Origin of the sequence: Brevibacterium oceani, assembly GCF_017948325.1 — a bacterium.
Lineage (GTDB): Bacteria > Actinomycetota > Actinomycetes > Actinomycetales > Brevibacteriaceae > Brevibacterium > Brevibacterium oceani.
In genome coordinates, this window is the sequence record NZ_CP072846.1 from 1599303 (window position 1) to 1626118 (window position 26816).

At 65.7% G+C, this 26816-nt stretch carries 23 protein-coding genes and 1 pseudogene; 13 read left to right on the forward strand and 11 right to left on the reverse strand.

Annotation, left to right across the window (positions count from 1 at the left end):
- Positions 1 to 16: 16 nt before the first annotated feature.
- Positions 17 to 1540, reverse strand: a complete 1524-nt coding sequence (locus tag J9314_RS07005; protein WP_246490654.1) for a sensor histidine kinase — start codon at positions 1538 to 1540, stop codon at positions 17 to 19.
- A 159-nt stretch (positions 1541 to 1699) separates the two neighbouring features.
- Here J9314_RS07005 and J9314_RS07010 point away from each other — a divergent pair, with 159 nt between their 5' ends.
- A complete protein-coding gene (locus J9314_RS07010; protein WP_210605092.1) occupies positions 1700 to 2494 on the forward strand; it encodes a DUF4352 domain-containing protein in 795 nt (264 codons plus the stop codon).
- A 68-nt stretch (positions 2495 to 2562) separates the two neighbouring features.
- Here J9314_RS07010 and J9314_RS07015 read toward each other — a convergent pair whose 3' ends face one another.
- Both J9314_RS07015 and J9314_RS07020 read right to left on the reverse strand, forming a co-directional pair.
- The gene (locus tag J9314_RS07015; protein ID WP_210605093.1) at positions 2563 to 3354 is read right to left on the reverse strand and encodes a fructosamine kinase family protein; all 792 of its coding nucleotides are present in this window, start codon (positions 3352 to 3354) and stop codon (positions 2563 to 2565) included.
- 31 nt (positions 3355 to 3385) lie between these two features.
- Positions 3386 to 3691 carry a 3-keto-5-aminohexanoate cleavage protein gene (locus J9314_RS07020; protein ID WP_210605094.1) on the reverse strand — a complete coding sequence of 102 codons (306 nt, stop codon included), beginning with the start codon at positions 3689 to 3691 and terminating at the stop codon, positions 3386 to 3388.
- Between the two features lie 180 nt (positions 3692 to 3871).
- Between J9314_RS07020 and J9314_RS07025 the strand changes: the two genes are divergently transcribed.
- A complete protein-coding gene (locus J9314_RS07025; RefSeq protein ID WP_210605574.1) occupies positions 3872 to 4765 on the forward strand; it encodes a formylglycine-generating enzyme family protein in 894 nt (297 codons plus the stop codon).
- Between the two features lie 65 nt (positions 4766 to 4830).
- Here J9314_RS07025 and J9314_RS07030 read toward each other — a convergent pair whose 3' ends face one another.
- The gene (locus J9314_RS07030; protein WP_210605095.1) at positions 4831 to 5763 is read right to left on the reverse strand and encodes a LysR family transcriptional regulator; all 933 of its coding nucleotides are present in this window, start codon (positions 5761 to 5763) and stop codon (positions 4831 to 4833) included.
- 199 nt (positions 5764 to 5962) lie between these two features.
- Between J9314_RS07030 and J9314_RS07035 the strand changes: the two genes are divergently transcribed.
- The 3 genes and pseudogenes from J9314_RS07035 to J9314_RS07045 all read left to right on the forward strand — a co-directional run.
- Positions 5963 to 7312 (forward strand): MFS transporter, encoded by a 1350-nt coding sequence (locus J9314_RS07035; RefSeq protein WP_210605096.1) that lies wholly within the window; start codon positions 5963 to 5965, stop codon positions 7310 to 7312.
- Positions 7233 to 8579, forward strand: a complete 1347-nt coding sequence (locus J9314_RS07040) for an amidohydrolase (protein ID WP_246490655.1) — start codon at positions 7233 to 7235, stop codon at positions 8577 to 8579. Before J9314_RS07035 ends, J9314_RS07040 begins: the two co-directional genes overlap by 80 nt.
- A gap of 46 nt (positions 8580 to 8625) precedes the next feature.
- A pseudogene (locus J9314_RS07045) lies at positions 8626 to 9634 on the forward strand (acetyl-CoA hydrolase/transferase C-terminal domain-containing protein); the annotation flags it as partial.
- A gap of 24 nt (positions 9635 to 9658) precedes the next feature.
- Here J9314_RS07045 and J9314_RS07050 read toward each other — a convergent pair.
- Positions 9659 to 10912, reverse strand: a complete 1254-nt coding sequence (locus J9314_RS07050) for an SLC13 family permease (RefSeq protein ID WP_210605097.1) — start codon at positions 10910 to 10912, stop codon at positions 9659 to 9661.
- 255 nt (positions 10913 to 11167) lie between these two features.
- On the opposite strand from J9314_RS07050, the gene J9314_RS07055 reads away from it, so the two are divergent.
- The 5 genes from J9314_RS07055 to J9314_RS07075 all read left to right on the forward strand — a co-directional run bounded on the left by J9314_RS07055 (position 11168) and on the right by J9314_RS07075 (position 16414).
- Positions 11168 to 11662, forward strand: a complete 495-nt coding sequence (locus J9314_RS07055) for a YybH family protein (RefSeq protein WP_210605098.1) — start codon at positions 11168 to 11170, stop codon at positions 11660 to 11662.
- Positions 11659 to 13056 carry a purine-cytosine permease family protein gene (locus tag J9314_RS07060; RefSeq protein WP_343207051.1) on the forward strand — a complete coding sequence of 466 codons (1398 nt, stop codon included), beginning with the start codon at positions 11659 to 11661 and terminating at the stop codon, positions 13054 to 13056. Before J9314_RS07055 ends, J9314_RS07060 begins: the two co-directional genes overlap by 4 nt.
- A 126-nt stretch (positions 13057 to 13182) precedes the next feature.
- Positions 13183 to 14439: a sensor histidine kinase gene (locus J9314_RS07065; protein WP_210605099.1), complete on the forward strand. Its 1257-nt coding sequence runs from the start codon at positions 13183 to 13185 to the stop codon at positions 14437 to 14439.
- Positions 14436 to 15113, forward strand: coding sequence for a response regulator (locus J9314_RS07070; protein WP_210605100.1), 678 nt, complete (start codon positions 14436 to 14438; stop codon positions 15111 to 15113). The genes J9314_RS07065 and J9314_RS07070 overlap by 4 nt, the downstream gene beginning before the upstream one ends.
- Before the next feature lie 149 nt (positions 15114 to 15262).
- A complete protein-coding gene (locus J9314_RS07075; protein WP_210605101.1) occupies positions 15263 to 16414 on the forward strand; it encodes a fatty acid desaturase family protein in 1152 nt (383 codons plus the stop codon).
- Between the two features lie 9 nt (positions 16415 to 16423).
- Here the strand turns inward: J9314_RS07075 and J9314_RS19375 are convergent, their stop codons facing one another.
- Both J9314_RS19375 and J9314_RS07085 read right to left on the reverse strand, forming a co-directional pair.
- Positions 16424 to 16870 carry an MBL fold metallo-hydrolase gene (locus J9314_RS19375; protein WP_343207052.1) on the reverse strand — a complete coding sequence of 149 codons (447 nt, stop codon included), beginning with the start codon at positions 16868 to 16870 and terminating at the stop codon, positions 16424 to 16426.
- A 501-nt stretch (positions 16871 to 17371) separates the two neighbouring features.
- Positions 17372 to 18631: an ABC transporter permease gene (locus tag J9314_RS07085; RefSeq protein WP_210605102.1), complete on the reverse strand. Its 1260-nt coding sequence runs from the start codon at positions 18629 to 18631 to the stop codon at positions 17372 to 17374.
- Between the two features lie 91 nt (positions 18632 to 18722).
- On the opposite strand from J9314_RS07085, the gene J9314_RS07090 reads away from it, so the two are divergent.
- Entirely contained in the window at positions 18723 to 19325 is a 603-nt protein-coding gene (locus J9314_RS07090; protein WP_210605103.1) for a TetR/AcrR family transcriptional regulator, read from the forward strand.
- Between the two features lie 19 nt (positions 19326 to 19344).
- Here J9314_RS07090 and J9314_RS07095 read toward each other — a convergent pair whose 3' ends face one another.
- Both J9314_RS07095 and J9314_RS07100 read right to left on the reverse strand, forming a co-directional pair.
- On the reverse strand, positions 19345 to 20082 hold the full coding sequence (locus J9314_RS07095; RefSeq protein WP_210605104.1) for an MgtC/SapB family protein: 738 nt from the start codon (positions 20080 to 20082) through the stop codon (positions 19345 to 19347).
- A 96-nt stretch (positions 20083 to 20178) separates the two neighbouring features.
- Positions 20179 to 22569 carry an ABC transporter permease gene (locus tag J9314_RS07100; RefSeq protein ID WP_246490656.1) on the reverse strand — a complete coding sequence of 797 codons (2391 nt, stop codon included), beginning with the start codon at positions 22567 to 22569 and terminating at the stop codon, positions 20179 to 20181.
- 118 nt (positions 22570 to 22687) lie between these two features.
- Between J9314_RS07100 and J9314_RS07105 the strand changes: the two genes are divergently transcribed.
- Together J9314_RS07105 and J9314_RS07110 are read left to right on the forward strand one after the other, a co-directional pair.
- A complete protein-coding gene (locus J9314_RS07105; protein ID WP_210605105.1) occupies positions 22688 to 23344 on the forward strand; it encodes a TetR/AcrR family transcriptional regulator in 657 nt (218 codons plus the stop codon).
- A 323-nt stretch (positions 23345 to 23667) separates the two neighbouring features.
- Entirely contained in the window at positions 23668 to 24735 is a 1068-nt protein-coding gene (locus J9314_RS07110; RefSeq protein ID WP_210605106.1) for an IS110 family RNA-guided transposase, read from the forward strand.
- Positions 24736 to 24811: 76 nt separating this feature from the next.
- Here J9314_RS07110 and J9314_RS07115 read toward each other — a convergent pair whose 3' ends face one another.
- Both J9314_RS07115 and J9314_RS07120 read right to left on the reverse strand, forming a co-directional pair.
- Positions 24812 to 25531, reverse strand: a complete 720-nt coding sequence (locus J9314_RS07115) for a DsbA family oxidoreductase (RefSeq protein WP_210605107.1) — start codon at positions 25529 to 25531, stop codon at positions 24812 to 24814.
- Positions 25532 to 25589: 58 nt separating this feature from the next.
- Complete coding sequence (locus J9314_RS07120; RefSeq protein ID WP_210605108.1) at positions 25590 to 26621, reverse strand: ABC transporter substrate-binding protein; 1032 nt, start codon at positions 26619 to 26621, stop codon at positions 25590 to 25592.
- Positions 26622 to 26816: the final 195 nt, after the last annotated feature.

A 26816-nucleotide genomic window follows, 5' to 3' on the forward strand; every position in this document is an offset into this window, starting at 1 on the left:
GGCCACGAAGAAGGAATCAGGTGCCGGGTGGGAACGGCGGAAAGCTCACGTCGACGAGGAACTCGCCTCCACGCGCCCCGATCGTCGCCGAACCCCCGTACAGGTCGACCCGCTCGCGGATGCCGACGAGGCCGGCCCCCGAGCCCGACGAAGCCAGATCGCCAGAGACCTGAGCCGAAGGGATCTGAGCCGCGGAACCCCCTGCCACGGAGCTCTGCGCGGTCGAACTCCCAGCCGCGGAGACCGGTCGACCCGACGCCGTCGAGTCCGGGGCGAACTGCGGTCGCGGCGGCACCTGGACGGGGCCAGGCGAGGCTGTGATGGGATTGGCGGCGACGATCCGTGCCCCACCGGCCGCCGAGACGGAGACGCTGAGGTTCACCGGAGAATTCGGGGCATGCTTCATCGCATTGGTCAGCGCCTCCTGGACGATGCGATAGATCGCCCGGTCCAAACCCGTGGGACAGTGTTCGACATCCTGGATGATGATCGAAGGGCGGATGATCGTGCCGGTGGTCTGGACTGATGCGATGAGCTGCGGGATCGACTGCAGCGACGCCCGGTTCGGTGGCGTCACACTTCCGCGGTGGGTGCTCGGATCGGTGAGATCTCCCTCCCTCACCCCACCCACGAGGTGGCGCAGGTCCTCCAGAGACGCGCGTGCCTCCTGCCGCAGCGCCGCCGCCGTCGACGCGACCTCGGGGTCGGTCTCGGCACCGATCTCCAGGGCACCGCTGTGCAAAGAGATCACCGACAGGCGGTGCGACAGCGTGTCGTGGAGTTCGCGAGCGAGCAGTTCGCGTTCGGACTGTCGCGCGAGCTTTGCGGTGAGCGACTCGTTGCGCAGGGTCTGACGCTCCGCGAGCGACTCCACACTCCTCATCCTCCTCGTCCGTCGCAGCAGCGCACCGACCCCGAGGCTCACCCCCAGCCCGATGGTGGACGCGGCGATGGTCATGATCGTCATGGCCAGCAGCGAATCATCGGGTGGGACGGCCGCCTCGGCGCCGGTCACCTGCGCCGGGTCGGGCAGAAAGAAGAGGCCGAACGGGTTGTGCCGTGCCGGAGCCAGACACATCCTCACCGTCGACCCGGCGACCAGCGCGAATCCCACCGCCGAGGCGATGATCGCCTGCCGAATCGACGCGCGGATGACGAGGTGGAACAGCCCGATGAGCAGGAGGAAGGCATCGCCCCACCCCGTGGTGAGCACAGCCCCGGCAACGAAGAGGGCCCACGGCCACCGACGGCGAAGGAACACGAGCCCCCAGACGGGGACGAGGAGCAGCACCGTGACGATCCCGGCGTCGTTGAGCTCGCCGTCGGAGAACGCCCACGGAGCCGCCGTGACCGCCATCGCCGAGGCGAAGAACCCGATGAGGAAGAGGACGACGCCGATGAGGATGCTTCCCGCGATGCGCACGGCGCGAGGGATCGTCCGGGGCCGCGCCACCGGCGGGCCGACTCGGCCGCGATGCCCGGCCGCGGTTGCCGAAGGCTCCGGACCGTTGACGGTCGGAGTGAGGAATTGTTCTGCCACAGAAGAATCGTAGCCGCGACCCCTGACGCGTGTAGTCCACCGATCGGCTGAGGTCGATCAGCCGATCGGCCAGCCGGTTCGAGCCGAAGTGCGGACGTGCGATCGGACGGGACCGACGAGGCTGATGGAGTCAGCCGGCAACCGTTTCGAAGGAGCGCCATGTCCCACCCGCAGAACCCCCAGAATCCACCCCAGCAGCCGCAGTTCCAGATTCCCCAGTACTCGCAGTCCCAAGGCTCGCACCCCCAAGGCCCACACCCCCAGAACCCGCAGCAGTGGGTTCCCCCGCAGCAGACCCCCTCACCCGGATACCCCGGCGGCGGATACCCACCGCAGCAGCCCTCCGGTCAGAAGCCGCCGAAGCCGAAGAAGCCCCTGCTCAAACGCTGGTGGTTCTGGCTGATCGTCATCGTCGTCCTCATCGCCCTGGTCAGTGCACTCGGCGGCGGAGGAGACGAAACCAGCACCGAGTCGGCCGACTCCACCTCGGCAGACGAACAGCAGGCCGGCGGCGGCGAAAAGGAGGCGAAGGCTGAGAAGCCCGCCGAAGAGTCCGCACACGGCATCGGCGACACGGTCGCCGCCGACGACTGGGAGATCACCGTCGACGAGGTCGAAGACGGGGTCTCGAAGGTCGGCGACGAATACCTCGGAGCCGAGGCCCAGGGACAGTTCGTACAGATCTCACTGTCGGTGAAGAACACCGGTTCCGAACCCGACTACTTCTTCGAAGACGACATCAAACTCGCCGACGATCAGGACAACAGCTACTCCGCCGATTCCGAAGCGGGCATCTACGCGGCGAAGGACAACATCCTCTTCCTCGAAGAGATCAACCCCGGCAACACCGCGAAGGGCGTCCTCGTCTTCGACGTGCCGGAGGACGTCGACCCGAGCCGGCTCACCTTCGCCGGCGGATTGTTCGCCGATCCCGTCGAGATCTCACTGAAGTAACCGCTCCGGACTCAGCGAGTTCCGGCCGGCAGGACCGGTTCGACCCGGTGCATCGGGTCGGCCCGGTCCTACGCCTGCAGCTGTCGTGCGCGAGCAGTGATCGACCTGGCCGCGCCCAGGGTCTGAGCGAGGAAACCGCGACCGAAGAGCCGCACATGGGCAAGCAGTGCGAAGAAGCTGTGCACAGGCAGGTCCTCCCGCCACCCCGCAGGCATCGGATGAACCTCCTCGTAGCCGGTGAAGATCTCCTCGAGGAACGGTGTACCGAAGAGCGCGAGCAGCGCGAGATCCTCCAGTCGGTGCCCGCCGTGGGCGGCAGGATCGATGAGCGTGCACCCGTCAGGAGTCCACATGAGGTTGCCGGCCCACAGATCACCGTGCACCCGGGCCGGCGCTTCGACGCCGTCGCCGCAGATGCCGTCGAAGGCGCCGCTGCGGATCACCTCGATCGCCGAGGTGACCGTGTCCTTCTCATCATCCGTGAGCTCGCCGTCGAGCCAGGTGAGGATCGGCGACAGACGCTGATCGGCCCAATAGTCGCAGAAGACCGACACCGCATCGTTGGCAACGGCGAACGGGGCGTCGAGGGGACCGAAGAACGCCGATTCGGACGGCGACCAGCCGAACCCGGGAGCGCCGGAGTCATGGAGCCGTGCGAGCCTGCGGCCGAACACTGCGGCGGCATCCGCGTCGGGCCCGACCTCCTCGAGGCGTTCGAGCCGCAGGTGGTCCTCGCCGGAGTCGATGACTTCGACGACGGGGATCACCCCCGGTTCGGCCAACCACTTCAGCCCGGCCGCCTCGGCGGCGAAGAAACCCTGCGGTGCGTCACTGTGACTCTTGAGGTGATGGTCGTTCATGCCTCCAGGCTAGCGCTCGACCATGCCGCAGTCAGGTGCTCAGCTCGGCGATGAGCCCCGCCGCCACGGCGACGAGTTCGGCATTGCCCGTCGCCTGGCTGCCGTCGATGAGCACGGGCGTGTCCTCGAGACCGGTCCGCACCGCGTGCCCGCGCCGGATCGCTCGCGCATTGACGACCCAGGAGGCGATTGCGTCGCCGTGGTGGACCTGCGGCAGGGCGATCCGTGCCTCGGTGAGGACGTGCTCGATCGCCGCATGCGCGATCGCGGCCTCCGGATCGGCATCACCGGGTTCGATGAGGACTGTGTGCTCATCTCTCAACCTTCTCGCACTCACAGCACCGAGTACAGCCGACATCGTAAGGTGGTGCGAGCAGGAGAATCGAGGCAGAGGGGTGCACACGTGAACGCAGCGGTCGACGGAACGGACGGCATCCTCGGCGAAGGTGCGCATTCCTGCTGCGCACCTGCGGTCGAGCGGACGACCGACAACGTCTCCAGCGACGCAGGTGCGGCGATGCCGACCGCACGGGCAGATGAGGCCGTCGGCTTCAGCTTCGACTTCGTCACCTCAGGCGGCACCTTCGACATGGGCGACCCCTTCGGCGACGGACACCCGGCAGACGGAGAAGGACCTCGACACCGCGTGTGGCTGAGTGAATACGAGATCGCTGCGACGACGGTGACGAATGACGACTTCGCCCGTTTCGTCTCGGCGACGGGCTTCGTCACCACCGCAGAGAGGCTGGGCACATCGGCGGTGTTCGCGATGCTGCTCGAGGACAATCCGCAGGCTTCGGGCCACGTCCTCGGCCGGGCGCCGGGAGTGCCCTGGTGGGTGGAGGTCTCCGGCGCGCACTGGGCGGCACCCGAGGGACCCGGCTCCGATCTCACCGACCGGGCAGACCATCCCGTCGTCCACGTCAGCTGGGACGACGCGGTCGCCTACTGTGCGTGGTCGGGCACCCGCCTGCCGAGCGAAGCCGAATGGGAATGCGCCGCCCGCGGCGGACTCAAAGGACGTCGCTACCCGTGGGGCAACCGGGTGCTCATCGACGGGGACTGGAACTGCAACATCTGGCAGGGCGAGTTCCCAAGCAGGAACACCCGCGACGACGGGTACATCGGGACCGCACCGGCCAGACACTTCGCCCCGAACGGCCTGGGTCTGTACAACACCGTCGGCAACGTGTGGGAATGGTGCGCCGACTACTTCGACCGCGACTACTACCAGCGCTCGCCGCAGGCCGACCCGCGCGGTCCCGAGACGGGGGAGAAGAGGATCATGCGCGGAGGTTCCTTCCTCTGCCACGACTCGTACTGCAATCGCTATCGCGTGGCGGCGCGATCATCGAACACCCCGGACTCCTCGGCGTCGAACATCGGCTTCCGGGTGGTCCGGGAGCTCTGAGGCCGCAATGGGATGGCCCGCCGGACGGCGCTGCGGTTTGGGCTCGTGTGACGGCGCCGCGACGATCAGCTCAGCAGATCACGTCCGAGGCGTGCCATGAGACGCTGCGTCTCCTCACTGAGCGCATCGAGAGTGAAGCGGATCGTCAGACGCTCCTCGGCGCCGGCCCGGGTGACCGCTGAGATGTGACGGGTCGGGGCGTTCTCCCCGCTGAGCGGGATACGGCGAACCGGATGGAGGTCCTGGGACCGCGAGAGCCGAGAGGCCACGCAGATGCCGAAACCGCTGTGGACGAGTGCGGTGCCGGTGTTCCAATCGTTGGCGTAGTGACCGACGATCGGGGTGAACCCCGCCGCGGCGCAGCTGGCCATGACCAGCTGGTGGTAGGTGGTGCCGGGCCGGCCGAGGATCCACGTCTGCGAGGCGGTGTCGGCGATCGTCACCGACTCCCGTTCTGCCAGCGGATGGTCGAGGGGGACCATGAGGTCGAGGGGGTCGTCGATGAGGAAACGCTGGCTGAACCGCGCGTCTGCCCCCGCCGGTATGTCGGAGGTGGCCACGACCACGCCGACATCGGCATCCCCGGAGAGCAGGAAGTCGAAGCATTCGCCGGGCTCGGCCTCGATCGTCTGGGTCCGCAGCCGAGGGAACCGCTCATTCAGCGCCTTCATCGTCGGCGGCAGGAGCAGTCCGGCCGCGGTGGAGAATCCACACAGCCCGAGCGAGCCGGAGACCTCGTCGGAGTGTTCGCCGAGCTCGGCCAGTGCGAGCTCCCACTCGGTCGACATGGCATCGACATGACGCAGCAGTGACAGCGCGGCAGCGGTCAGCCGGATGGTCCGCCCCCGCTGCTCGAGCAGCGTGACCCCGAGCTCGGCGGCGAGCTGTCTGATCTGGTGGGAGACCGTCGACGGCGAATAGTGCAGGGCGTGTGCCGCCGCGGTCACAGTGCCGTGTCGCTCAATCATGCTGAGCATCACCAGCCGGTTGTCAATCATGCGATCCTATCGAACGATGCAGTGCTGTTTCTTGCGATAGACAACACTACTCCATGTCCCTCATCATGGATGGCGGAGGCCGAATCGGCCCCATTCCAGTCCCTCGGACGCCGACCGCCAGTGAGAGAAAGTGAGGTTCTGCTTGCCCGAATACGTGAAGATCAGAGGATCGAGGCGACAACTGTGGATCGGCGCTATCGTGCTGTTCGGACTCTCCGCGGCGGCCAATCTCGCCAGCCCGCTCTACCCCCTCTTTCAGCAGTCCCTGGGGATGTCGGATCCGACGATGACCGCGCTGTACGCGACCTATGTGCTCAGCTGCCTGCCGTCCCTGCTCCTCTTCGGTTCGGCCGCCGATGCCTTCGGTCGCAAGCCCGTGCTCGTCGTGGCGATCTCTCTCGTCATCCTCGGCACGACGCTGTTCGGCCTCGCCTCGGGCGAAGTGATCGGCCTGTTCCTCGGGCGGATGCTCATCGGCATCGGACTCGGATTGGGAACGGGTGCGGGGATCGCGCTCATGGTCGAGGCCTCTCCGGCCAGGCGCGTCTGGCTCGGATCGACACTGGCGACCATGGCCTTCGTCCTCGGCACCGGAGCCGGCCCGATCCTGTCGGGAGCGATCGCCCAGTACGCTGAGGCGCCACTTATCACCCCCTTCGTCGTCATGGCTGTCTTCCTCACGGTCTCCGCCGTCCTCGCCGCGGTCATGCCGCTGCACCGCCCGTTCACCCGTCAGCGGTGGCGGCCGACCTGGCCGGCGGTGCCCGGTCCCATGCGGGTGAGCTTCAACATCGCCGCCATCACGGGTTTCATCGGCTGGGCCGCACTCGGACTCTTCCTCGCCCTGCTGCCCTCGATGGCCGCGGAGATCCTGCCGACATCAGGCCCCCTGGCCTCCGGGCTCATCGTCGGCGCCGTCCTCGTCGTGTCGACGGGCAGCCATCTGCTGGCCCCGAAGTTCCAGCCCCGCGCCGCCCAGACACTCGGGCTCATGCTCATGGGCCTCGGTGCCGCACTGCTGCTGAGTTCGAATCTGCCCGAGCTCGGGGGCGCCGCGGTGACCACGCTCATGGCGGTCGCCGCGGCGGCGACCGGGTTCGGACACGGGCTCAGCTACTGGGGAGCCAACCGCGAGATCGACGATCTCACTCCGCCGCGCAGCCGTGCCGGCATCACGGCCGCTCTCTATCTGGCCTTCTATGCCGGAGCCGGAGCGCCCGCGGTGCTCGTCGGCGCACTGTCGCTGACGATGGGTCTTATCACAGCGATCATGATCGTCACGCTCGCGCTTCTGCTCACGACGATCGCGTTCATTCCCGTTCCCAGCCTTGCGCTGACGACGATCCGACAGTCACGGGGTCTCAAGGGGCAGGGACAGACAGCGGAGCCGATGCGGACATCGGTGCCGGTCCGCCTCGACGGGGGAATAGGATCGGTACAGCCGACCGCACCGATCCGAGGACACGAGAATGACATCGTCAGCACCCGAATCGACCATGACAGCGCTGCCGGAGGGACTGGAGGATCGACTCGTCGCCCGGCGACGTGACTTCCACCGGTTCGCCGAACCGGGATGGACGGAGTTCCGCACCACCTCGGCGATCATCACCGAGCTGCGCGAGCTGGGCTGGGATACGGTCTTCGGACCCGAGCTCCACGAGGCGAGTGAGCGGTTGGGTGTGCCCGACGCCGAGGTGCTCGCCGCCGAACGCGAACGCGCCGTGGCCCAGGGCGCGGATCCCGAACTCGTCGAGGAGATGGGCGATGGGTTCACCGGTGTCCTCGGCATTCTGGAGACCGGCCGTCCGGGCCCGGTCGTGTGCTTCCGCTTCGACATCGACTCCAACGACCTCGTCGAATCGGCAGACGAATCGCACCGTCCCTTCGCCGAGGGATTCTCCTCGGTCAACGAGGCCGCGATGCACGGGTGCGGCCACGACGGGCACGCGGCGATCGGACTCGGGCTCGCCACCGTCCTCAGCGACCGTCTTGAGGCACTGACCGGGACGGTGAAGATCATCTTCCAACCCGCCGAGGAGGGGGTCCGTGGGGCGCATTCGATCGTCGCCGCCGGCTGGTTCGACGACGTCGATCTCTTCGTCGCCACGCATCTGAAGTCCGATGACGGCAAGGGCAACATCGTCACCGGGTCCGACGGATACCTCGCCAGCACGAAGTTCGACGTCACCTTCACCGGAGTCGGCTCCCACGCCGGTGGGGACCCAGAGAAGGGCCGGAACGCCCTGCTCGCCGCCGCCTCGGCGACCCTCGGACTCCACGCGATCCCGCGCCACTCGGCCGGCGCCAGCCGGATCAACGTCGGCACCTTCCACGCGGGGGAGGGCCGCAATGTCGTGCCCCGGGCAGCGACGATCCGTGTCGAGACGCGCGGACAGACGAGCGAGATCAACGAGTTCATGTTCGCCCGAGCCCAGGACGTCATCGCGGGAGCCGCGCGGATGCAGGGAGTCGACTGCGCACTCACGGTCGTCGGACGCGCCGACCGTGAGGACCCGAGCCCCGAACTCCTGCCCTTCATCCGGGAGAGCTTCACAGGAGTCCCCGGGGCCGCCGAGATCCGCGATTCGAGCGGAGTCGGCGGATCGGAGGACGCCACGGCCATGATGAAACGGGTGAAGGAGCGCGGGGGACTGGCCACCTACGTCCAGATCGGCATGGACACGACCGCAGGGCACCACACCGAGGACTTCGACGTCGACGAGGACATGCTCGGCCTCGGGGTCATCGCCGAAGCCAGGATCGCCCTGGGTGCACCGGCGTTCCTCGCTGCGCAGAGGCTCGAGTCGACCGTGTGAGAGCGTCCGATAGACTCACATGAATGTCGAGAATCACCTGCCGTGGGTGGCCGCGATCCTGCCCAACGGGCTGCTCGTGCCCGGCAGCTCCGTCGGGAACTCGAAGACCTGGCTCGACCTCGCCGACAAGGTGATCCTCGAGGTCAACTCCTGGCATCCGCGGGCCTACGAAGGCTTCCACGATGTCTACTACGGAACCCGGCGCCCGCCCGAGCGGCTGCCGATCCAGCTGCTCGAGCCGATGCAGCGCATCGGCGACCCCTACCTGCGGGTCGACCCGGCCAAGGTCGTCGCCGTCGTCGAGACGAACGCGCCGGACCGGAACCTTCCGTTCAAACCCGCCGACGAGGATTCGAAGGCGATCGCGGCCCACCTCGTCGACTTCCTCCGACACGAGATCGCCGCCGACCGACTGCCGCCGGAGCTGCTGCCCCTGCAGTCCGGCGTCGGCAACGTCGCCAATGCCGTCATGGGCAACCTCGCAGACAGCCTTCTCGCTCTCGGCCGAACGCGCCGCCGGCTTCAATGAGAACATCGAGTCCTACAAGGGGCGGATCCTGCTGCGAACGCAGGAGATGTCGAACCATCCCGAAGCGATCCGCCGCCTCGGCGTCATCGCGGTCAACGGCATGGTCGAGGCCGACACCTACGGCAACGTCAACTCCACGCACGTGATGGGGTCGTCGATCATCAACGGCATCGGCGGCTCGGGGGACTTCGCCCGCAACGCCTATCTCAACTTCTTCGTCTCGAATTCGCTGGCCAAGGACGGGGCGATCTCGTCGATCGTGCCCTTCGCCAGCCACATCGACCACACCGAACACGACACGCAGATCCTCGTCACCGAACAGGGGCTGGCGGATCTGCGGGGGCTTTCGCCGGTGGCGCGGGCACGGAAGATCATCGCCGAATGCGCACACCCGAGCTATCGTGACCGACTCTCCGACTACCTCGAACGCGCGATCGCAGCCAACCCCGCCGGACGGCACACTCCGCACCTCCTCGGCGAGGCCCTGGCCTGGCACGGGAACTTCCAGACCAGCGGGAGTATGTGAGGCGAACGCGCCGAGGCGGCTGGTTCAGGTCGCGATCCACGTCGGAACGGCGGCCACCACCCAAGCCAGGCCCGGGCCGATGAGGCACATGAGGCCCGCGTAGCCGATCATCTGCCGGTAGTAGCGATCGCGGATCGACGCATCGACATTGGCCAGCAGCATCGCACCGTTGGTCGAGAACGGACTGATGTCGACGATCGTCGCCGCGATCGCCAGAGCAGCGACGAAGCCGCCGACATGGACGTCCCCGGATTCGAGGAACGGCACGGCCAGGGCGATGACGACGCCGATGATCGCCAGAGATGACGCCAGCGCCGAGATCAGGCCGGACATGTAGAACAGCAGCAGTGCGGCGAGCAGCGGAATGCCGATCGATGAGATTCCCGCCGAGACCCATTCGACGGTGCCCGCCTCCTGCAGCACGGCGATATAAGTGAGCACACCGGTGATGAGGATGACGACCGACCAGGAGACCTTCGACATCGCCGCCTTGCCGGCTGCCGGGTTGATCACGGCGAGGACGATCGCGATCGTGATGGTGACGAATCCGACGTCCCAGCCGAAGGCGATCACGGAGACGGCCATGGCGGCGAGGCCGATGAGGGTGGGGATCTGCGCGCGGGAGAGCCGGACATGCGCCTCATCCTCGGCGGCGGTCGCTTGGTCGTCGGCCTCGGCACGCAGGCCCGGCCGCCGGCGCAGGACGAGGTAGACGACGAAGGCGAATGCGAGGTTGAACAGCAGCGGGGCGAGGAACAGCGACAGCGGTGTCGGGGTCAGCCCGTTCTTCTCCAGGTAGTCGTTGATGAAGATGCCGTAGACGCTGATGGGGGAGAACGCTCCCGCCAGTGCACCGTGGACGACGAGGAGTCCGGTCATGAACTGGTTGATCCGGTTCCGGCGTGCGAACGTCAGCGCCAGCGGAGCGATGATGGCCACGGCGAAGAGCGCGCCGAGGGCGATGAGGACGGCGGTGAGTGCGAAGAAGATCCACGGCATGAGAGAGACCCGCCCGCCGACGAGCCGGACACACCAGTGGACGATGACCTCGATGGCACCGTTGTTCTGAGCGAAGCCGAACAGATAGGTCAGGCCCACCAGGGTGAGGAACAGGTCGACGGGGAACCCCGAGAGGAACTCCTCGGGCGCCTGATGGAGGACGAGACCGCCGACGCCGGCGGCCGCAATGAACCCGAGCAGGCCCATGTTGAGGTCGCGCCACGTGCCGATGACGAACATCAGTCCGAGCACGACGACGCAGATCAGTTCCGGACTCATCTAAGCTTGTTCTCCTTCACACTCGATTGCGCGCGAACGATCCGCGGCCGTGCGCGCTCCATTCCTGCAGGCCAGGTGGTACGACTCTACGATTGATCTCACTCTGTGATTGCCATATCTCGGGATTCGGTCGGTGAGTACCGGGACGGATAGTCGGGTACTCAAATGCTCCACTATGGACAGTGCGCTGGATCACCAGAGGGCTAGGGTGTCACGCAGTCGCACCGTCGCACCCCTTCGAAAGGCAGCGATCCCATGTCCGAAGACACACCCGAATCACACGCCGAACCACGCATCGCCGAGGTGCTCGCCGCGGCCGATGCGATCGTCGCCGCCTTCGCTTCGACCGACACGCAGGCCTACTTCTCCGGCTTCGCCCCCGACGCCTCATTCGTCTTCCACCCCGAAGCGAAACGATTCGACAGCCGCGCCGAGTATGAGGACACATGGCAGGGTTGGCTCGCCGAGGGATGGTCCGTGGTCGACTGCCGCTCCTCCGAACGACTCGTCCAGACCTTCCCCGGAGGGGCCGTCTTCTCCCACACGGTCGACACCACCGTCGAGACTCCCCACGGTCGTGAGTCCTACCGGGAACGCGAGAGCATCGTCTTCCGCCTCCTCGGCGATGCCCGCCTCATCGCCGTGCACGAACATCTCTCGACGGTGCCGGCGTCCGCCGATGCCGACAGTGACCCCGAGGCTGACACCGACGCCGAGGCTGACACCGACGCCGAGGCGGTCCCGCAGTGAACTGGTACCGCAGGATCGAGAACCGGCTGGAGTCCGGCAGCGACGAATCCGGGGTGATCCGCGGGACTCTGAGCGGGCGTCGGATGTTCATGATCTGGCTGGCCGCGAACCTCGTCGTCACGACCATGCTCACGGGAACGCTTTTCGTGCCCGGCATCGACTACACCACCGCCGTCATCGTCATCGTTGTGGGAACGATCATCGGCACCATCGTGCTCACCCTCATCGGCAACATCGGTACGCGCACGGGCCTGGCGACCATGGCGATCACCCGCGGAGCCTTCGGCGCCAAGGGCAGCTATCTGCCCGTCGCCGCCAATGTCATCATCCTCATGGGGTGGTCATGGGTGCAGGCCATGCTCGCGGGCATCAGCGTCAACTACGTCGTCGAACAGACCACGGGCTTCTCCAGCCCGATCCTCTTCTCCGTCCTCTGCCAGGCCCTCGTCGTCGGTCTCGCCATCCTCGGACATGAAGGCATCGAGAAGGCAGAACCCTGGTTCGCCCTCCTCATCCTCCTCGTCATGGCCTTCGTCTTCGTCACGGCATTCACCGGACACGCACCGAGCGAGTACACGCAGATGAGCACCGACCCGTCGCTCGAGTTCACCCCTGCCCTCGCGCTCGACATCGTCATCTCCACCGCGATCTCGTGGACCGTGCTGTCCGGGGACCTCAACCGGCTCGCAAAGAGTCAGCGCGCAGGCGTCGTCGGCTCGGGGCTGGGTTACATCACCTCGACAGTGCTCGCCATGGTCCTCGGTCTCACGGCCTTCAGCTATATCCTCATCGACCGAGGCGGATCGGCTGGGACCGGTGATGCCGGTGGCGAGCCCGCCGCGTTCGACCCGACCGTGCTCGCCGACGAATTCGGTTGGGCACTGGCCATCGTCATCTTCCTCTCCGTGATGGCGACGAACACGATGGTCGTCTACGGAATGGTCAACTCGGTTGTGGGGGCGCAGAGCCGGACCCGGCTGCGCTTCCTGCCCGTGGCACTCGTGCTCGGCGCGATCTCGATCATCGGCTCGACCTGGCTGGCCCTGCTCGACCAGTACACCGCCTTCCTCACCATGATCGGGGCCTTCTTCGTCCCCGTCTTCGCAATCCTCATCGTCGACTACTACATCATCAAACGTCGCGTCTACACCCGTGACATCCTCCGCGACTCCGGCGGACTCTACTCGTACACCCGCGGAGTCAACTGGGCCGCAGTGGGCGTCTGGGTGGTCGGAGCGCTCGTGTCCTATCTGCTCACCTACGCCTATCCGAGTCCCGTGGGCGCGACGATCCCGTCATTCATCGCCTCGTTCGCGCTCTACCTCGGACTCACCTGGCACACGCGAGGACGCTTCGCAGCCGTTTCCGCCGGTCACCTCTCAGCCGAAGCCTGAGCCCGGCGCCGCGGCCGGGCGCGTCTGGGGCCGAGAGTGCGCGTTTGCTACTGTCGACGTGACGACGCGCGCCGGGTTCGACGATCCCCAGGATCGACCGGGATCGCAGAAAGGGAGCCCGCAGACGTGGTGATCAGCCGACTCTTCGACAGATTCCTGCCTCCCGACCGTTCGCTCGACCCGAGGGCCCTGGCCTGGGTGGCGGTGATCCTCGCCGCCATTGCGATGCTCGCGATCGAAGCCTCGATCGCCGTCGGCGTCTACGCAGCTCCGATCGCGCTCGCCTTCGCCCTCAGCCTCGTCCACGCCGGCTGTCTGCCGTTGGCGATGCTGCGTCCGCTCTTCGCCACGATCGCCTCGGCGCTCGTCTGCGGTGTGCTCCCGCTGCTCGCCCCCACGGCGGCCGGACTGCCGTGGCCGTGGACGGTGCCGATGATGATCACCCAGGTCCTCGTCATCCTCATCGTCGGCCTCCGGGCGCATTGGGGAGTCGCCCTCGGTGCGCTGCTCGGCAGCATCGTCGCCTCCTCGGCTGCGGCCGCGGCCGGCCATTTCCTGCTCGAGATCCGCCGGTCGGAATCGACCGTTGTTACCATCGTCGTCTTCTCGTGCATCGCGGGCGGGGTCTACGTCGCCGCGGTCATCGTCCGACAGTGGAACCTCATCCGGTCCCAGCTCATCCGGGAGAAGGAGAACACAGCCGTCGAGCATTCGAAGCGGGTCGCCGTCGAGGAGAAGACGCGCATCGCCCGAGAGCTGCACGACATCGTCGCCCACAGCATGTCGATCATCAACATCCAGGCCTCCAGTGCCCCGTTCCGCCACGTCGGCATCGACGCCGAGGTGGCCGAGGAGTTCGAAACGATCTCGGTCTCGGCCCGCCACGCGCTCACGGAGATGCGCGGACTCCTCAGCGTCCTGCGCAACGACGACACCGGCCACGAACTCGCCCCGCAGCCGAGGTTGTCCGACATCGGGAACCTCATCGTTCAGGCCCAGCAGGCCGGGGTCCGAGTCAGCCTTCGTCAACAGGGGGACGACTTCAGTCGCGGCTTCCGGGAGAGCACGGGACTGGCGGGGTATCGCATCGTTCAGGAAGCACTGAGCAACGCGGTGCGCCACAACCGGGGCCCGGAGATCGATGTCGACGTCCGAAGCGACGATCGAGCGGTGACGATCAGCATCGTCAGCACTCGCGGCAGCGGCGCGACCGAGTCGGTCGGGCACTCGTCCGACCGAGGGCAGGGGCTGATCGGAATGCGCGAGCGCGCCGCCTCGGTGGGAGGACAGGTCCACATCGGGTGGACTCCTGAAGACACCTACGAAGTCGTGGCGATCCTGCCGCTCGATCCGGCGACCGATGACGGAGAGGAACGGTCATGATCCGTGTGCTCATCACCGATGACCAGGCGATGGTGAGAGCCGGCTTCGCCGCGCTGCTCGACGCCCACCCTGACATCGACGTGGTCGGTCAGGCCCAGGATGGCGCCGAGGGTGTGGCCATGGCCGCAGACCTGCGACCCGACGTCATCCTCATGGACGTGCGCATGCCGCTCATGGACGGCATCGAAGCGACGCGGGCGATCCTCGCTAAGTCGGGTGGCGATTCCGGGGGCGGCAGTGAACCGCGGATCATCATGCTCACCACCTTCGACATCGACGACTACGTCTTCGACGCGATCCGCGCCGGAGCCAGCGGCTTCCTGCTCAAGGACGCCCCACCCGATGAGCTCGCCGAGGCGGTGCGGGTCGTGGCTGCAGGGGAGGGTCTGCTCGCGCCGAGCGTCACCCGTCGCGTCATCGAACACTTCGCTGCCGGGCCGCAGGCACCGAGTCTGACTGCTCTGCCCGAGCTCACCGACCGCGAACGGGAGATCCTCGTCGAGGTCGCCCGGGGTGCGACGAACCGGGAGATCGCCGCCTCGCTGTGCATCGCCGTCCAGACCGTCAAGACCCATGTCTCACGGATTCTGGGCAAGGTCGGGGCACGGGATCGGGCACAGGCGGTCATCGCCGCGTATGAGTCGGGCCTCGTCATTCCCGGTGGCCAGCCTTGATATCCCCAAGCCTGCGGTGCCCAGGCCTGATATGCTCAGGCCTGAGGTGATCGCAGTCGAGCTTTCGACCCGACCCCTACCAGGGTAGGGGTCGAAGACCGCTCTCTGGGGTGACGCGGTGCCCCGGTCGCATCCCTATTGTGAGGAGTATGAATCCGACCGATGTCATCAGCACCCCCTTGCCGACTCCGCAGCCGGATGCGGCCACCCGCGCCCAGGTCCTCGAGAACAGGCGTGCCAAGCGCGGTACCGCGCAGCAGGAGTTCACGAGCGACTTCAGCGCCCTGATGGCCCAGGTCAAGGAAGCCGGCCTGCTGGCCAGACGCCCCGGATGGAACACCCTGCGCTTCAGCCTGCTGGGACTGGCCTATGTCGGCGCATTCGCGATGCTCTTCCTCATCGGCGAGAGCTGGTGGCAGATCGCCACCGCAGTCGTCTTCGGCATCCTCTTCACTCAGACTGCCTACGTCGCTCACGACGCCGCCCACCGGCAGATCTTCACCAGCGGGAAGGTCGGGGAGTGGGTTTCGACGATCATCGGCAACCTCTTCATCGGCCTCAGCTACGGCTGGTGGCTGAAGAAGCACAATGCCCTCCACCATGCGAACCCGAACAAGGCCGGTGTCGATCCCGACATCGCACCGGGAACCCTTGTCTTCGTCGCCGAGGACGCCCGCGAACGCACCGGCGTGGCCAAATGGTTCGCCGCCCGCCAAGGCTGGGCGTTCTTCCCCCTGCTCACCCTCGCCGGTCTGCAGCTGCACGTGCAGTCGGTGCAGGCGATTCTCCGCGGTCAGTCCTCGATCAAGCGGCGCTGGACCGAAGGCGTCCTCATCGGCATCCGTCTCCTCGGGTTCCCGCTGCTGGCGATCTGGGCCGCCGGACCGGTCATCGGTCTCGTCTTCTTCGTCGTGCAGGTGGCGGTCTTCGGTGTTCACATGGGTGGATCTTTCGCTCCGAACCACAAAGGCCAGCCGATCGTGCCGAAAGACGTGAAGATCGACTTCCTGCGCAGGCAGACCCTGATGTCACGCAACATCTCCGGCGGTCGCCCGATGGGCTTCCTCATGGGCGGGCTGAACTACCAGATCGAACACCACCTGTTCCCGAGCATGCCGAGTGTCAACCTGCACAAGGTGCAGCCGCTCGTACGCGAATACTGCCGACAGAAGGACATCCCGTACACGGAGACGACGCTGTTCGAGTCCTACCGGATCATCGTCCGCTATCTCAACCGCGTCGGGCTCGGCCAGGCCGATCCCTTCGATTGCCCCGTCACCGCGCAGTTCCGCTCCCGCTGATCACGGCCCTCAGGTGAGGTGGTCGTGGACGCCTGAGACCCACTGTGCGTAGCGTTCGGCCGACGTCTGCACGGCGTCATGGGCTCCGTTGGAGATCTGCTGACCGAAATTGCCGTACATTCGATCGAAGTCGAGATCGGAGACCGCGGAGGCGATGCGTCTGACGACGGCGGCGGACAACGGCAGATAGTTCGGGAAACTGCGCATAAACGTCACCCAGCCGTCTCTGGGGACGGGGCCGATGGAATCGCCGCTGAGCATGACTCCGGTGCCGTCCGCACCCGTCCACACGGCCACGGCACTGCCGGGGAAGTGTCCTCCCGTGCGGCGGAGGCTGACCCCGGGCAGCGGGGCCGCCTCGTGGAAATAGGTCGTGATCGTCCTGCCTCGGCGCTGCACCCAGTCGACATCGCCCGGCAGACGAACACCGGGGCGTCGTCGAAAGCGACGCTCCATTCCAGCTGGGTGCCGAACATGTGCGGGTGACTGGCGGCGATGGCTGCGACTCCGCCGAGCTCACGGACCTGTGAGACCGCCTCGGCGTCGATGTAGGCAGGGACATCGAAGAGCAGGTTTCCCGATTCCGTGCACGCCAGATAACAGGTCTGGCCGATTCCGAGTTTCGGCTCGATCCGCAGTGCGAAGAGCCCGGGCTCGCGTTCGTCGATGCTGAGAGCATGACCCTCGGCTTCGAGTTCTTCCCGCGTCGTCCACGCCTGACCGGAAGCCGGAACCCACTGGCGGTCGTCATCGCAGATCGGGCACAGCCGAGGCGGCGGTGTCGTCGTTTCCACTCCGCAGGTGCGGCAGATCGTCACATCGTCGAATGTCACGATGGATTCCTCCTCGGTCTCGATGTCGGAGACCACTGACTCCCACCGACCCTAGTCTTCGTGAGAGACGATGACCAGGGGCGATGGGAGTCAGTTGGGGATAGTGCGCCGGGTGGGGGAGTGCTCAGTGCGCGGCTGCTCGCGTCTTCCGGTGGGCCAGGACATGGCCGATGAGGATGAGGGCGATGCCGAGGACGAACCAGCCGATGAGCACCCACCACTGGGTGGCCATCGCAGCATCCGGGAAGTACGAGAGGTCACGCAGGAGCGTTCCGGCCGCGCCGGGTACGAAGAACTGACCGATGTCTCCCCACGACCCGATGAGGAACTCCTTCGGCTGCTGCAGGGAGGAGATCGGATTGCCGATGAACATCGTGAGGACCGCGCCGATGGCGATGCCGCCCGGCCCCATCAGCGAGACGAATCCGTTGATGAGCGCCGCCGTCGAGGCGACCGCGAGACCGGCAGCGAGGACGTTGAGACCGAAGTTGCCCTGGAGGATGCCGAACCAGGACTGGAGGATGAGTGTGAGAGCCAGACCGCCGACGGCCCCGTAGACGACCACGGCGACCGCTCGCATCCGGCGGGAGTGAACGAGCATGCTGGTGAGCACACCGCCGATGATGCCGCCGATGGTCAGAGGGAGCCCGGCGATCGCCAGCCCCGCACCGGTCGAGTCGTCATCGGAGAGGGGGACGACGTCGGTGACCTTGATCTGCGGCACCTCCGTGGCCGAGGCATTCTGTCCGGCCCCGGCGGCCGGCGAGTCCCGTTCTGCTCCCGGCTGGCCGGGTTGGCCGGCACCGGGGGGCTGCGAGGCGGCTTTCAGCGCCCCCTGGAGCTTTTCGAGTCCGTCCTGCATGCCCGAGATCGCCTGCTTGTCGATCTGCTGCTGCATCTGCGCGGCCATGGCTCGCAGCTGCTGGTCCACCGCGGGCGAGGCGGCCGAGGACACGAGGATCTCGGGCTCGTCGCCGAGGACCAGTGCTCCGTAGACATCACGGTGTTTGATCATGTCCACGGCATCGGCTCGAGAATCGGCGTCCTTGAGGTCGAGCATGCCCTCAGGTGCATTGTCGACGACCTGATCGATCTGCTTCTCATCGCCGATGGCCGCGATGGGCAGGTCCTTCGGTTCGGCCGTCACGGTCGGCCAACTGAACGCGAGCAGGATGGCACTGACGATCGCTGCGGCGAAGACGGCGATGCCGATGGCACGGCCGACGCTGTGCCGCGGCAGTCTGCCCTCAGGCGGTGCCGCAGGATCTCCGGAACCCTGCGACGAAGCGGAATGCTCTGTCACGGCCGGTCGAGTGCCTGCGCCCGTCGGAGCTGCCTCCGGGCTCGCGCCCGTCGTCGAGCTGCTGAGAATCCTCGTGCTCATGTCTGTCCAATCTTCGAAAACGAATGCTCGTTCATTATGAAACCATGAAGTAGGATATATCAAGAATGTTCATTCGTTTTATGGGGGAGATGTGCCGAAGGTCACTGAAGAGCACAGGCAGACGATGCGTCGCAGGATTCAGGACGCCGCACTGGCCTGCTTCGCCCGCAGGGGATTCGCAGGCGCGTCGATGGCCGAGATCGTCAAGGAGGCCGGGCTGTCGGCCGGTGCCGTCTACGTCTACTACGCCTCCAAGGGCGATCTGATGATCGATGTCGCCCGCAGAGTGATGGAGCCTCGCATCGCGGTGCTGCAGACGGCGCAGTCGGAAAGCGAGGTGACGGAGCCTCAGGTGGTGTTCGTCGAACTCCTCGACTCTCTGCTCGTCGACAACCCGTTCTCCTCGGTTCTGGTGCAGGTCTGGGGCGAGGCGTCGTATGACGGGGAGTTCGCGCGATTCGCCGGCACGATCTTCGAAGCGCTGCTCGAGCAATTCACCGTGTACCTGACCGACTATCTGCACGAGAAGCGGGGAACGGAGACCGAATCGGCACGGGCGCAGGCTGCTGCCCTGGCACCGGCGATTCTCGCCATGCTCCAAGGGGCCGTCGTCCAGGCGACGGTCTTCGGGGACTCCTCCCGGCAGCGTGTCCGGGCAGGTATGGAAGAGATGCTCTCCCGTCTCGCGCTCTGATGCCGCTGCGGCGAGTCGGTCAGACCGAGTCGCCGTCGTCGTCGAAGGAATGAATGCGGTCCTCGCGCATGCTCACTGTGCCGACTCCGGGCAGATCCATGAGTGGTGCGACGAGGAGGTGGAGCGGACGCTTGCCCTCGAACTTCACGTCGATCTGAACCATGCGTGTGCCGTCGTCGTCATCGAACCGCCGGGAGTCGACGATGGAATTCGAGAACCCCATGCGGCTGGCCAGCGCGAGGATGTCTCGCAGCACCCCGGACCCGTCCTGGTAGGCGATGCGCAGCAGTTTGCGATGGTCGCTGTTGGGGATCCTGCGGATCAGTGGCGCGACGACGAAGAGCGTGAACAGGTGGAGGGCCGTGAGGATGGTCGCCAGCGAGAGCATGCCCGCACCACAGGCCATGCCGACCGCGGCGGTGACCCAGATCGTTGCGGCCGTGGTCAGTCCGCGGACCATATTGCGGCCCTTGAAGATGACTCCGGCACCGAGGAAGCCGATGCCCGAAACGATCTGCGCAGCGATCCGCGAGGGATCGAGGCGGACGTCGCTGTCGAGGACGCCTGCGAATCCGTACGCCGAGACCAGGGTGAACGCGCAGGTGCCGATGCCCACGAGCACGTGTGTGCGATAGCCCGCTGCCTTCTGCCGGAACTGGCGCTCGAAGCCGATGAGCGAACAGAGCACGAAGCTGGCCAGCAGCAGACCGGCCTCGATGAGGCCGGTCGTGCTGAAGAAGTCGATCTGTGAACCCATAGTGCTCTTCACACTAGCCCCATTTGCTACCTGACGGCGGCCCTGCAACCTCGCGCGAGGTTGCAGGGCCGCCGTCAGGTAGCAAATGGGGTGGGGTCAGACGGTGGAAGGGATCGGGGTGTGGTGGTCATCCCGACTGCTGTCATCCTCCGGTCTGCTGCGTGAGATCCCATCGCCGGCGGTCGGGGCTCTGCGTGGTTCGAGCGAGTACGACGTCGAGTCCGACCCGTCTGCTGCCGCTGGCTGATCGGCTTCGTCAGTGTCCTCGACGATCGTGCTCTGCACGGTCTGGGTCTCCTGGGGAGCATCGAGGGCCTTCGTCTGCTTGCGCAGCTGCTTCCTGCGTTCGCGTTCCCTCTCGAGGTGGAGATTGCCGAAGTCGTGCTCGGTGCGCGGCGGCCGGATGCCGTCGATGAGGAAGACCAAGGCCAGGGAGACGAGCCCCCACAGCCCGAGGACCTGAAGATGCTCGGCGACGACATCGCCGTCGAAGTAGATGATCGACCGGATCGTCTCCACCGCGGCGGCCATCGGCAGCCAGTCGTGCAAGGTCGAGAAGAACGACGGAACCATGTATTCCGAGATCGCTCCGTTCGAGGCAGGCACTCCGGCGAACATGAGAGTGCCGATGACGGGAATGATCGCAAACATCCCGATGAGTCTCTCGAAGACCATCGCGAACATCGAGATGCACGCAATCGCGATGATGCCTGCACCCCATAGGGCCGCGAAGTGCCCCTCGACGGCGCCGGTGATCGGTCCGGCGATGAGCGCGACGACCAGCGACATGAACGGCGCATAGACGGTGAGCAGGGGCAGCATCCGCTTGAGCGGTCGGCTCCACGGGTTCGCATTCGCACCCACGATGACGACCATGAATCCGGCGAGGATCCAGCCCATGGCGACGTACATGACGACCACGCCGTTCTTGTCCCGGTCGGGCAGCGGGGCGATGTCGTCGACGTCGAGATCCATATCCTGCGCCGAGGCGACCTGCTCGAAGATCTGATTGACGACCCGATAGGAGGCGTTGTTGGCCGCCTGATTCGCGATGAGCCCGAACTCGGGGTTCTTCTCGGTGGGCAGGACGAGTGCGGCGACCTCATCGCGGTCGTGGACGAGCGCACGAGCCTCGTCTTCGTCATCGGAGGCGGTGAAGTCGAACATGCCGTCCATCTGCTTGTCGAGATCGGCGATTGTGTCCTTCGCCTGCTCGGTCGAGGAACCGACGACGACCACGGGCATGTCCTTCGGCGCAGGGGAGTGCATGGCGCCGAGCATGAACGAGATCATCATCGTCACCATTCCCAGCGGGAAGATCACCAGCGAGACGTAGCGGAGGACCTTCGAATCCGGACGTCGGCCTCCGTGGATGGAAGGGATGTTCACGTTCAGCGGTGCCGGATCCGGGTTGCGTCTGTGCGAGATGGTGTCGTAGAGCTTCGTGAGCAGGAGACCGACGACGGCGCCGATGGCGAGGACGAGCAGATGTTCGGTGACTCCGCGACCGCCGAAGTAGAGCACTGAGCGCAGGGATTCGCCGATCGCCGGCATCGGCAGGAACTCGTGGGTGAACCGGAAGAATCTCGGCATCGTGGTCACGGGCATCGCCATGTTCGACGATGGCATGCCGAGGACCATGAGGAAGAGGATTCCGAAGATCACGCCCATCGCCCCGACGAGGCGGGTGATGAAGAGCTGGACGGCGGCGATGGCGAACACACCGAGCCAGGCGATGCCGAGCACGGCGACGGTGTCCTCGACGTCGACGACGTCGAGGATCGGGCAGGCCACCGTCCACACGAGGCCCGCGATGACGGCAGCCCAGGTGCCGATGATGGGAACGATCCGTTTGAACTTCAGCAGCTCAGGGGAGTTCGACCGCAGCACGCTGAAGGGCAGGTAGCCGGCCATGACGATCGCCGTCATGAGGAACATCGCGGCCATGCCGGTCGGATCGTTGCCCGGCAGCGGTGCGAGATCGTCGGTCTCGATATCGAGGCCCTCCTCTTGGAGTACCGGCATAACGAGGCCGGTCACGGTCGTCGCCTGTTGCGCTCCGGCCCCGCCGGCGGTGTACAGGGTCGCCTGTCGACCCTCGACGACGACCGCCGCTGAGGCTTCCCGGTCGATGACCCGCTCACGCGCGGTGTGTGCGTCCTCGACCTTGTCGACATCGAGGGCGTCGGGCTCGGCGCCGCTGAGTGCGTAGGTGAGATCGGACGCCGCCGAGGAGGAGCCCGTGACGGCGACGGGCATGTCCTTGGGTGTGGGGGAGTGCATGGTGCCGAGGTAGCTCGTGATCATCATGCCCACGAAGATGAGCGGCATGAGGAAGATCGCGACGGTGCGCCCGATCATTTCGGCCTTGGCGCGTTTGGCAGCCGCCTCCTCGTCGGCGGCTGTGGTCGGCCCTGCATCAGAGTCGGCAACAGGGTGCTCGGACTCGAGGGCCTCTCTTCTCGTGCGTGGTTGACGGTCGGACATTGTCTTCCTCCTGTGGCGCTGGAAGTCGTGTGATCCTCGTCGACCACGGTGAACTCGACTAGTTTAAGACGTCTGACTTAAAATTGTGAAATCGACGCCTGATGGAGAGAGTGGTGGAATGGGAACGCACAGCGACCGAGCACGTGAAGCACTGCTCGATGCCGCCGAAGAGCTCTTCGCCCGAGACGGGATCGGTGCGGTGTCGAACCGGCGGATCGTCGAACACGCCGGGGCGGCCAACCATTCGGCGATCGCCTACCACTTCGGCGGGCGTGAGGGACTGCTTCGCGCGCTCGTGATGCGGCATCAGGACGAGATTTCCCGGCGCAGGGACGAGCTGATATCGCAGTTGTCCGATGCGCCGAGCATCCACGAACTCATCACCTGTCGACTGCGCCCGCTCGTCGAGCTGCTCGACGGCCTCCCGCGGCCGAGCTGGCGCGCCCAGTTCATCTCACAGGTATCCGCGGTGCCTTCGGCCGTCGGAGTGGTCAAGGACGTGATCGGGGGGTCGGATGTGCCCGAGGATCTGCGCTTCATCAACGGTGCGGTCGAGGGCATTCCCGAGGGGGTCCTGCGTGGGCGAGCCTACCTGCTGGGCTCCATGGTCGTCCGCGTGTGCGCCGATCAGGAGGCGAGGATGAACGAGGATGCGAACAAGGGCAGCTGGGAGCAGGTCGGACGGTTCCTCATCGATGCCGCCGCCGGGATGCTCGCCGCTCCCGTGACCGATCCTGACGGGGCGGTGCGGTACCCGAACGTTCCGCTGCTCTGACCCGCATACCCCCAATTGCTACTGTGAGGATTGATAGTGGCTGGTCTGGGACTGGCTGGCAGAGTAGGAACCGACCGTCCCATCGATCATCATGACTCAAATTGCTACTGACTCAGACGATGTCATCGTCAGGATCTGTCTGGTGATCGGTGGGCGGCCGGCCCCGGCTCGGCCCATATCGGTAACTTGATCAGAAGGTTGTCCGTTCCTGACCGAACGTGACTCATCACAGTAGTGTTCCGACGTGACTATCTCCCGGACCGGAGCCGACCGTTCGACGGTCGGACATCATCCGCTCTAACACGGGAGAATCACGAACCGTCGTGACTATCATCTCGCATTTATATGCGTTTGTCGTAGGCGTCGACACGCATGCGAAGAACCACGTCTACGCCGTGCTCACCAACACCGGCGAGCACATCGATACCCGCGAATTCCCAACGACGAATGCTGGACTGGCACGAGCGTTGGCCTGGGTCGGTCGCCGTACCGGCGGGCACTTGGACACCTTGTGGGTGGTCGAGGGTATCGGCACCTACGGAGCAGTCCTGGCCGAGAACGTCGCTGAGGCTGGGTACATGGTCGCCGAAGCAGCGAGCATGAATGTTCGCGACCGTCACAGCACGGGCAAGGATGACCAGATCGATGCCCGCAGAATCGCGGCCACCGTTCTGCCCTTGGAGCAATCGCGACTGCGTGTGCCCAGGCAGGCCGATGGGCCGCGCCAGGGACTGCGGATCCTGGTGGGTGCCCGTGAGTCCATGACGCGGGAGAAGACCCGCACCATCAACGCGCTGACCGCATTGTTACGGGCGAACGATCTCGGTCTCGATGCGCGAAGGAAACTGTCAGTCGCCAAGATCCGAACGGTGTCGAAGTGGCGGGTCAGGAACGAGCCTGTGGCGCGTTTGGAGGCACGTCGGGAAGCGATCCGGTTGGCCAAACGTGTCATCGAACTCGATGCGGACATCAAGGATTACGCCACACGGATTCTGGCTCTGGTCAAGGACAGTCCGGCTGCTGTGTTGCTGGCTCAGCCGGGGATCGGGCCGATCACTGCCGCCGTGTTCTATCTGGCGTGGTCGCATCCGGGGCGGGTGTGTTCTGAGGCTGCTTTCGCGAAGCTGGCGGGGGTGAGTCCGATTCCAGCGTCGTCGGGCAATGTGGTGAGGTTCCGGCTCAACCGCAGTGGGGATCGCCGGTTGAACTCCGCGTTGTACATGGTGGCCATCACTAAGTTGTCCTTCGATGAGGAGACTCGAGCGTACATGGCCAAACGGCTCAGGGAAGGGCTGTCGAAGAAGGAAGCTATCCGGTGTATCAAGCGGTTTGTGGCTCGGAGAGTGTATCGGCTTCTCGAGGCGACGAACGTGGTTGGGCAGGCCGCTTGACAAGCATAGAAGGATCCCGACGGCGGCCCAGCAACTTGGCGCAAGGTTGCTGGGCCGCCGTCGGGTAGCAATTGGGTCAGTGGCAGCCGTCGGGGCCGCAGACGGCTCCGTCCGGGTATTCGTCGTCCGCGGCCTGCGGGCCGGCGAGTACGGTGAGCTTCTGGCTCTCGCCCCAGGCGGTCTCAAGGGCCTGGCTGAAAGCCGCTGGCAGCTGCGCGCCGGAGATGCCGTATTTGCGGTCGATGACGAAGAACGGAACACCATCGGCGCCCAGCTCCCTGGCCTCGGCGATATCAGCCCTGACCTCAGCACTGTACTCAACGGACTCGAGCACCCACCGTGTCTCCTCGGCGTCGAGGCCGAGGGAGGACGCCACCTCGGCGAGGTAGGAGACGTCACCGATGTCCCGGCCCTGTTCGAAGTGACCGGACAGGAGCGCCTCCTTCGCCTCGGACATGACTCCCTGCGTCCCGGCATAGTGGAGGAATCGGTGGGCGGTGAAGCTGTTGGCCACGACGATCGCATCGAAGTCGTAGTTCAGGCCCTCTCCGGCCGCCTGTTGTGTGACATGGTCGAACATCTGCCGGACCTGCTCGGGCGGCATGCCCTTCATCTGGCTGAGGTATTCGGTCTCGGTGCCGTCGAAATGCTCGGGCAGGCTCGGATCGAGCTGGAAGCTGCGCCAGGCAACCTCGACGGAGTCCTTGTGTGCGAAGGCGTCGAGGGCCGTTTCGAAACGGCGTTTTCCGATGTAGCACCAAGGGCAGGCGATGTCCGACCAGATCTCAATCTTCATGGCAGAGGCAACCGCACGCGAGTCACCCGTATTCCCGCCGTTCGTGTGAACCCGCGGACTAGTCCACAGTCTTCGCGATCTGCGGGACCATCTCATCGAGGGCGTACTGCAGGCTGAGGATGGTTCCCCAGCTGAATGCTCCGGAGAGCACCTCGTCTTCGACCCAGAGGACATGGTCGTCGGCGACGACGGGCAGATCCCGGTAGAGCCCGAGGCCCTCGACGGTCTTCTTGGCGTCGGGGCTGAAGCCGGCGTTCCAGACGAGCAGGTCCTTCGAGAGTTCATCCATGCGCTCGTCAGGGACGTAGACCTCGCCTGCATCGTTGGGTTCGAACTCCGCGATGGACTTCGGCACGTCGAATCCGAGCTGGGAGAAGAACTGGGCCCGCACGTCGTTGCCCGTCCGGACCACGGATTCTCCGGCTTCGAAGCGTTCGGCGACGACGGCTTTCTTGCCCTTGAACTCGGGGTGGTCGGATGCGGCATCGGCGAATGACTTCTCGAGGTCGTCGACGAGGTCGAGTGCCTCGTCCTCGCGTCCCAGTGCCTCTCCGGTGGCGCGGGTCGCCTCCTGCCAGGTGATCGAGAAGTTCGTGTACTCCTTATCGGGGACGACGAGGGGAGCGATTTCGGAGAGCTGCTGATACTGCTCTTCCGTGGTCCCGTTGTAAAGGGAGATGATGAGGTCCGGCTCGAGTTCGGCGATCTCCTCGACCGGCGGGTGATCATCGTTGCGCTCCCCGCCGTTGAGGATCGTCGGCTTCGCATCTCCGAGTTCGTCCTGCGCCCACGGCCAGGTTGCGTAGTCGTAATCGCCCCACCAGGGAGCCACGGCGATCGGGGCGACTCCGAGGGCGAGCAGCGGATCCTGGTCCGAGAGGCCGAGGGTGACGATCTTCTTCGGTTCGCTCTCGATCGTCGTCGTGCCGTAGGCGTGATCGATGGTGACCGGGAATGAGCCGCCCTCGGCTCCGGATGTTCCCCCGGCATCCTCTTGGTCGGCAGGCGCCGAGGAACAGGCAGTCAAGGCAACGGCAGTGACAAGGGCGACAAACGGCATGACCGATCGCAGTCGGCGGCTCAGGGGCATGGGTGCTCGATTCTCATCGGGTGATATCGGGACGGTGCCGGGCTGGCACTCGAGGTAAGGCTAACCTTTGCCCTCGGCGATGTTCTACTCTGATCAGATGACACAGATGATGTTCAAGTGACACTAGGCTGTCGTCTGTGACGAATCGGAAGGCAGGGAATGACGTGATGACAGTCGCTGAAGGCGAGACTATGG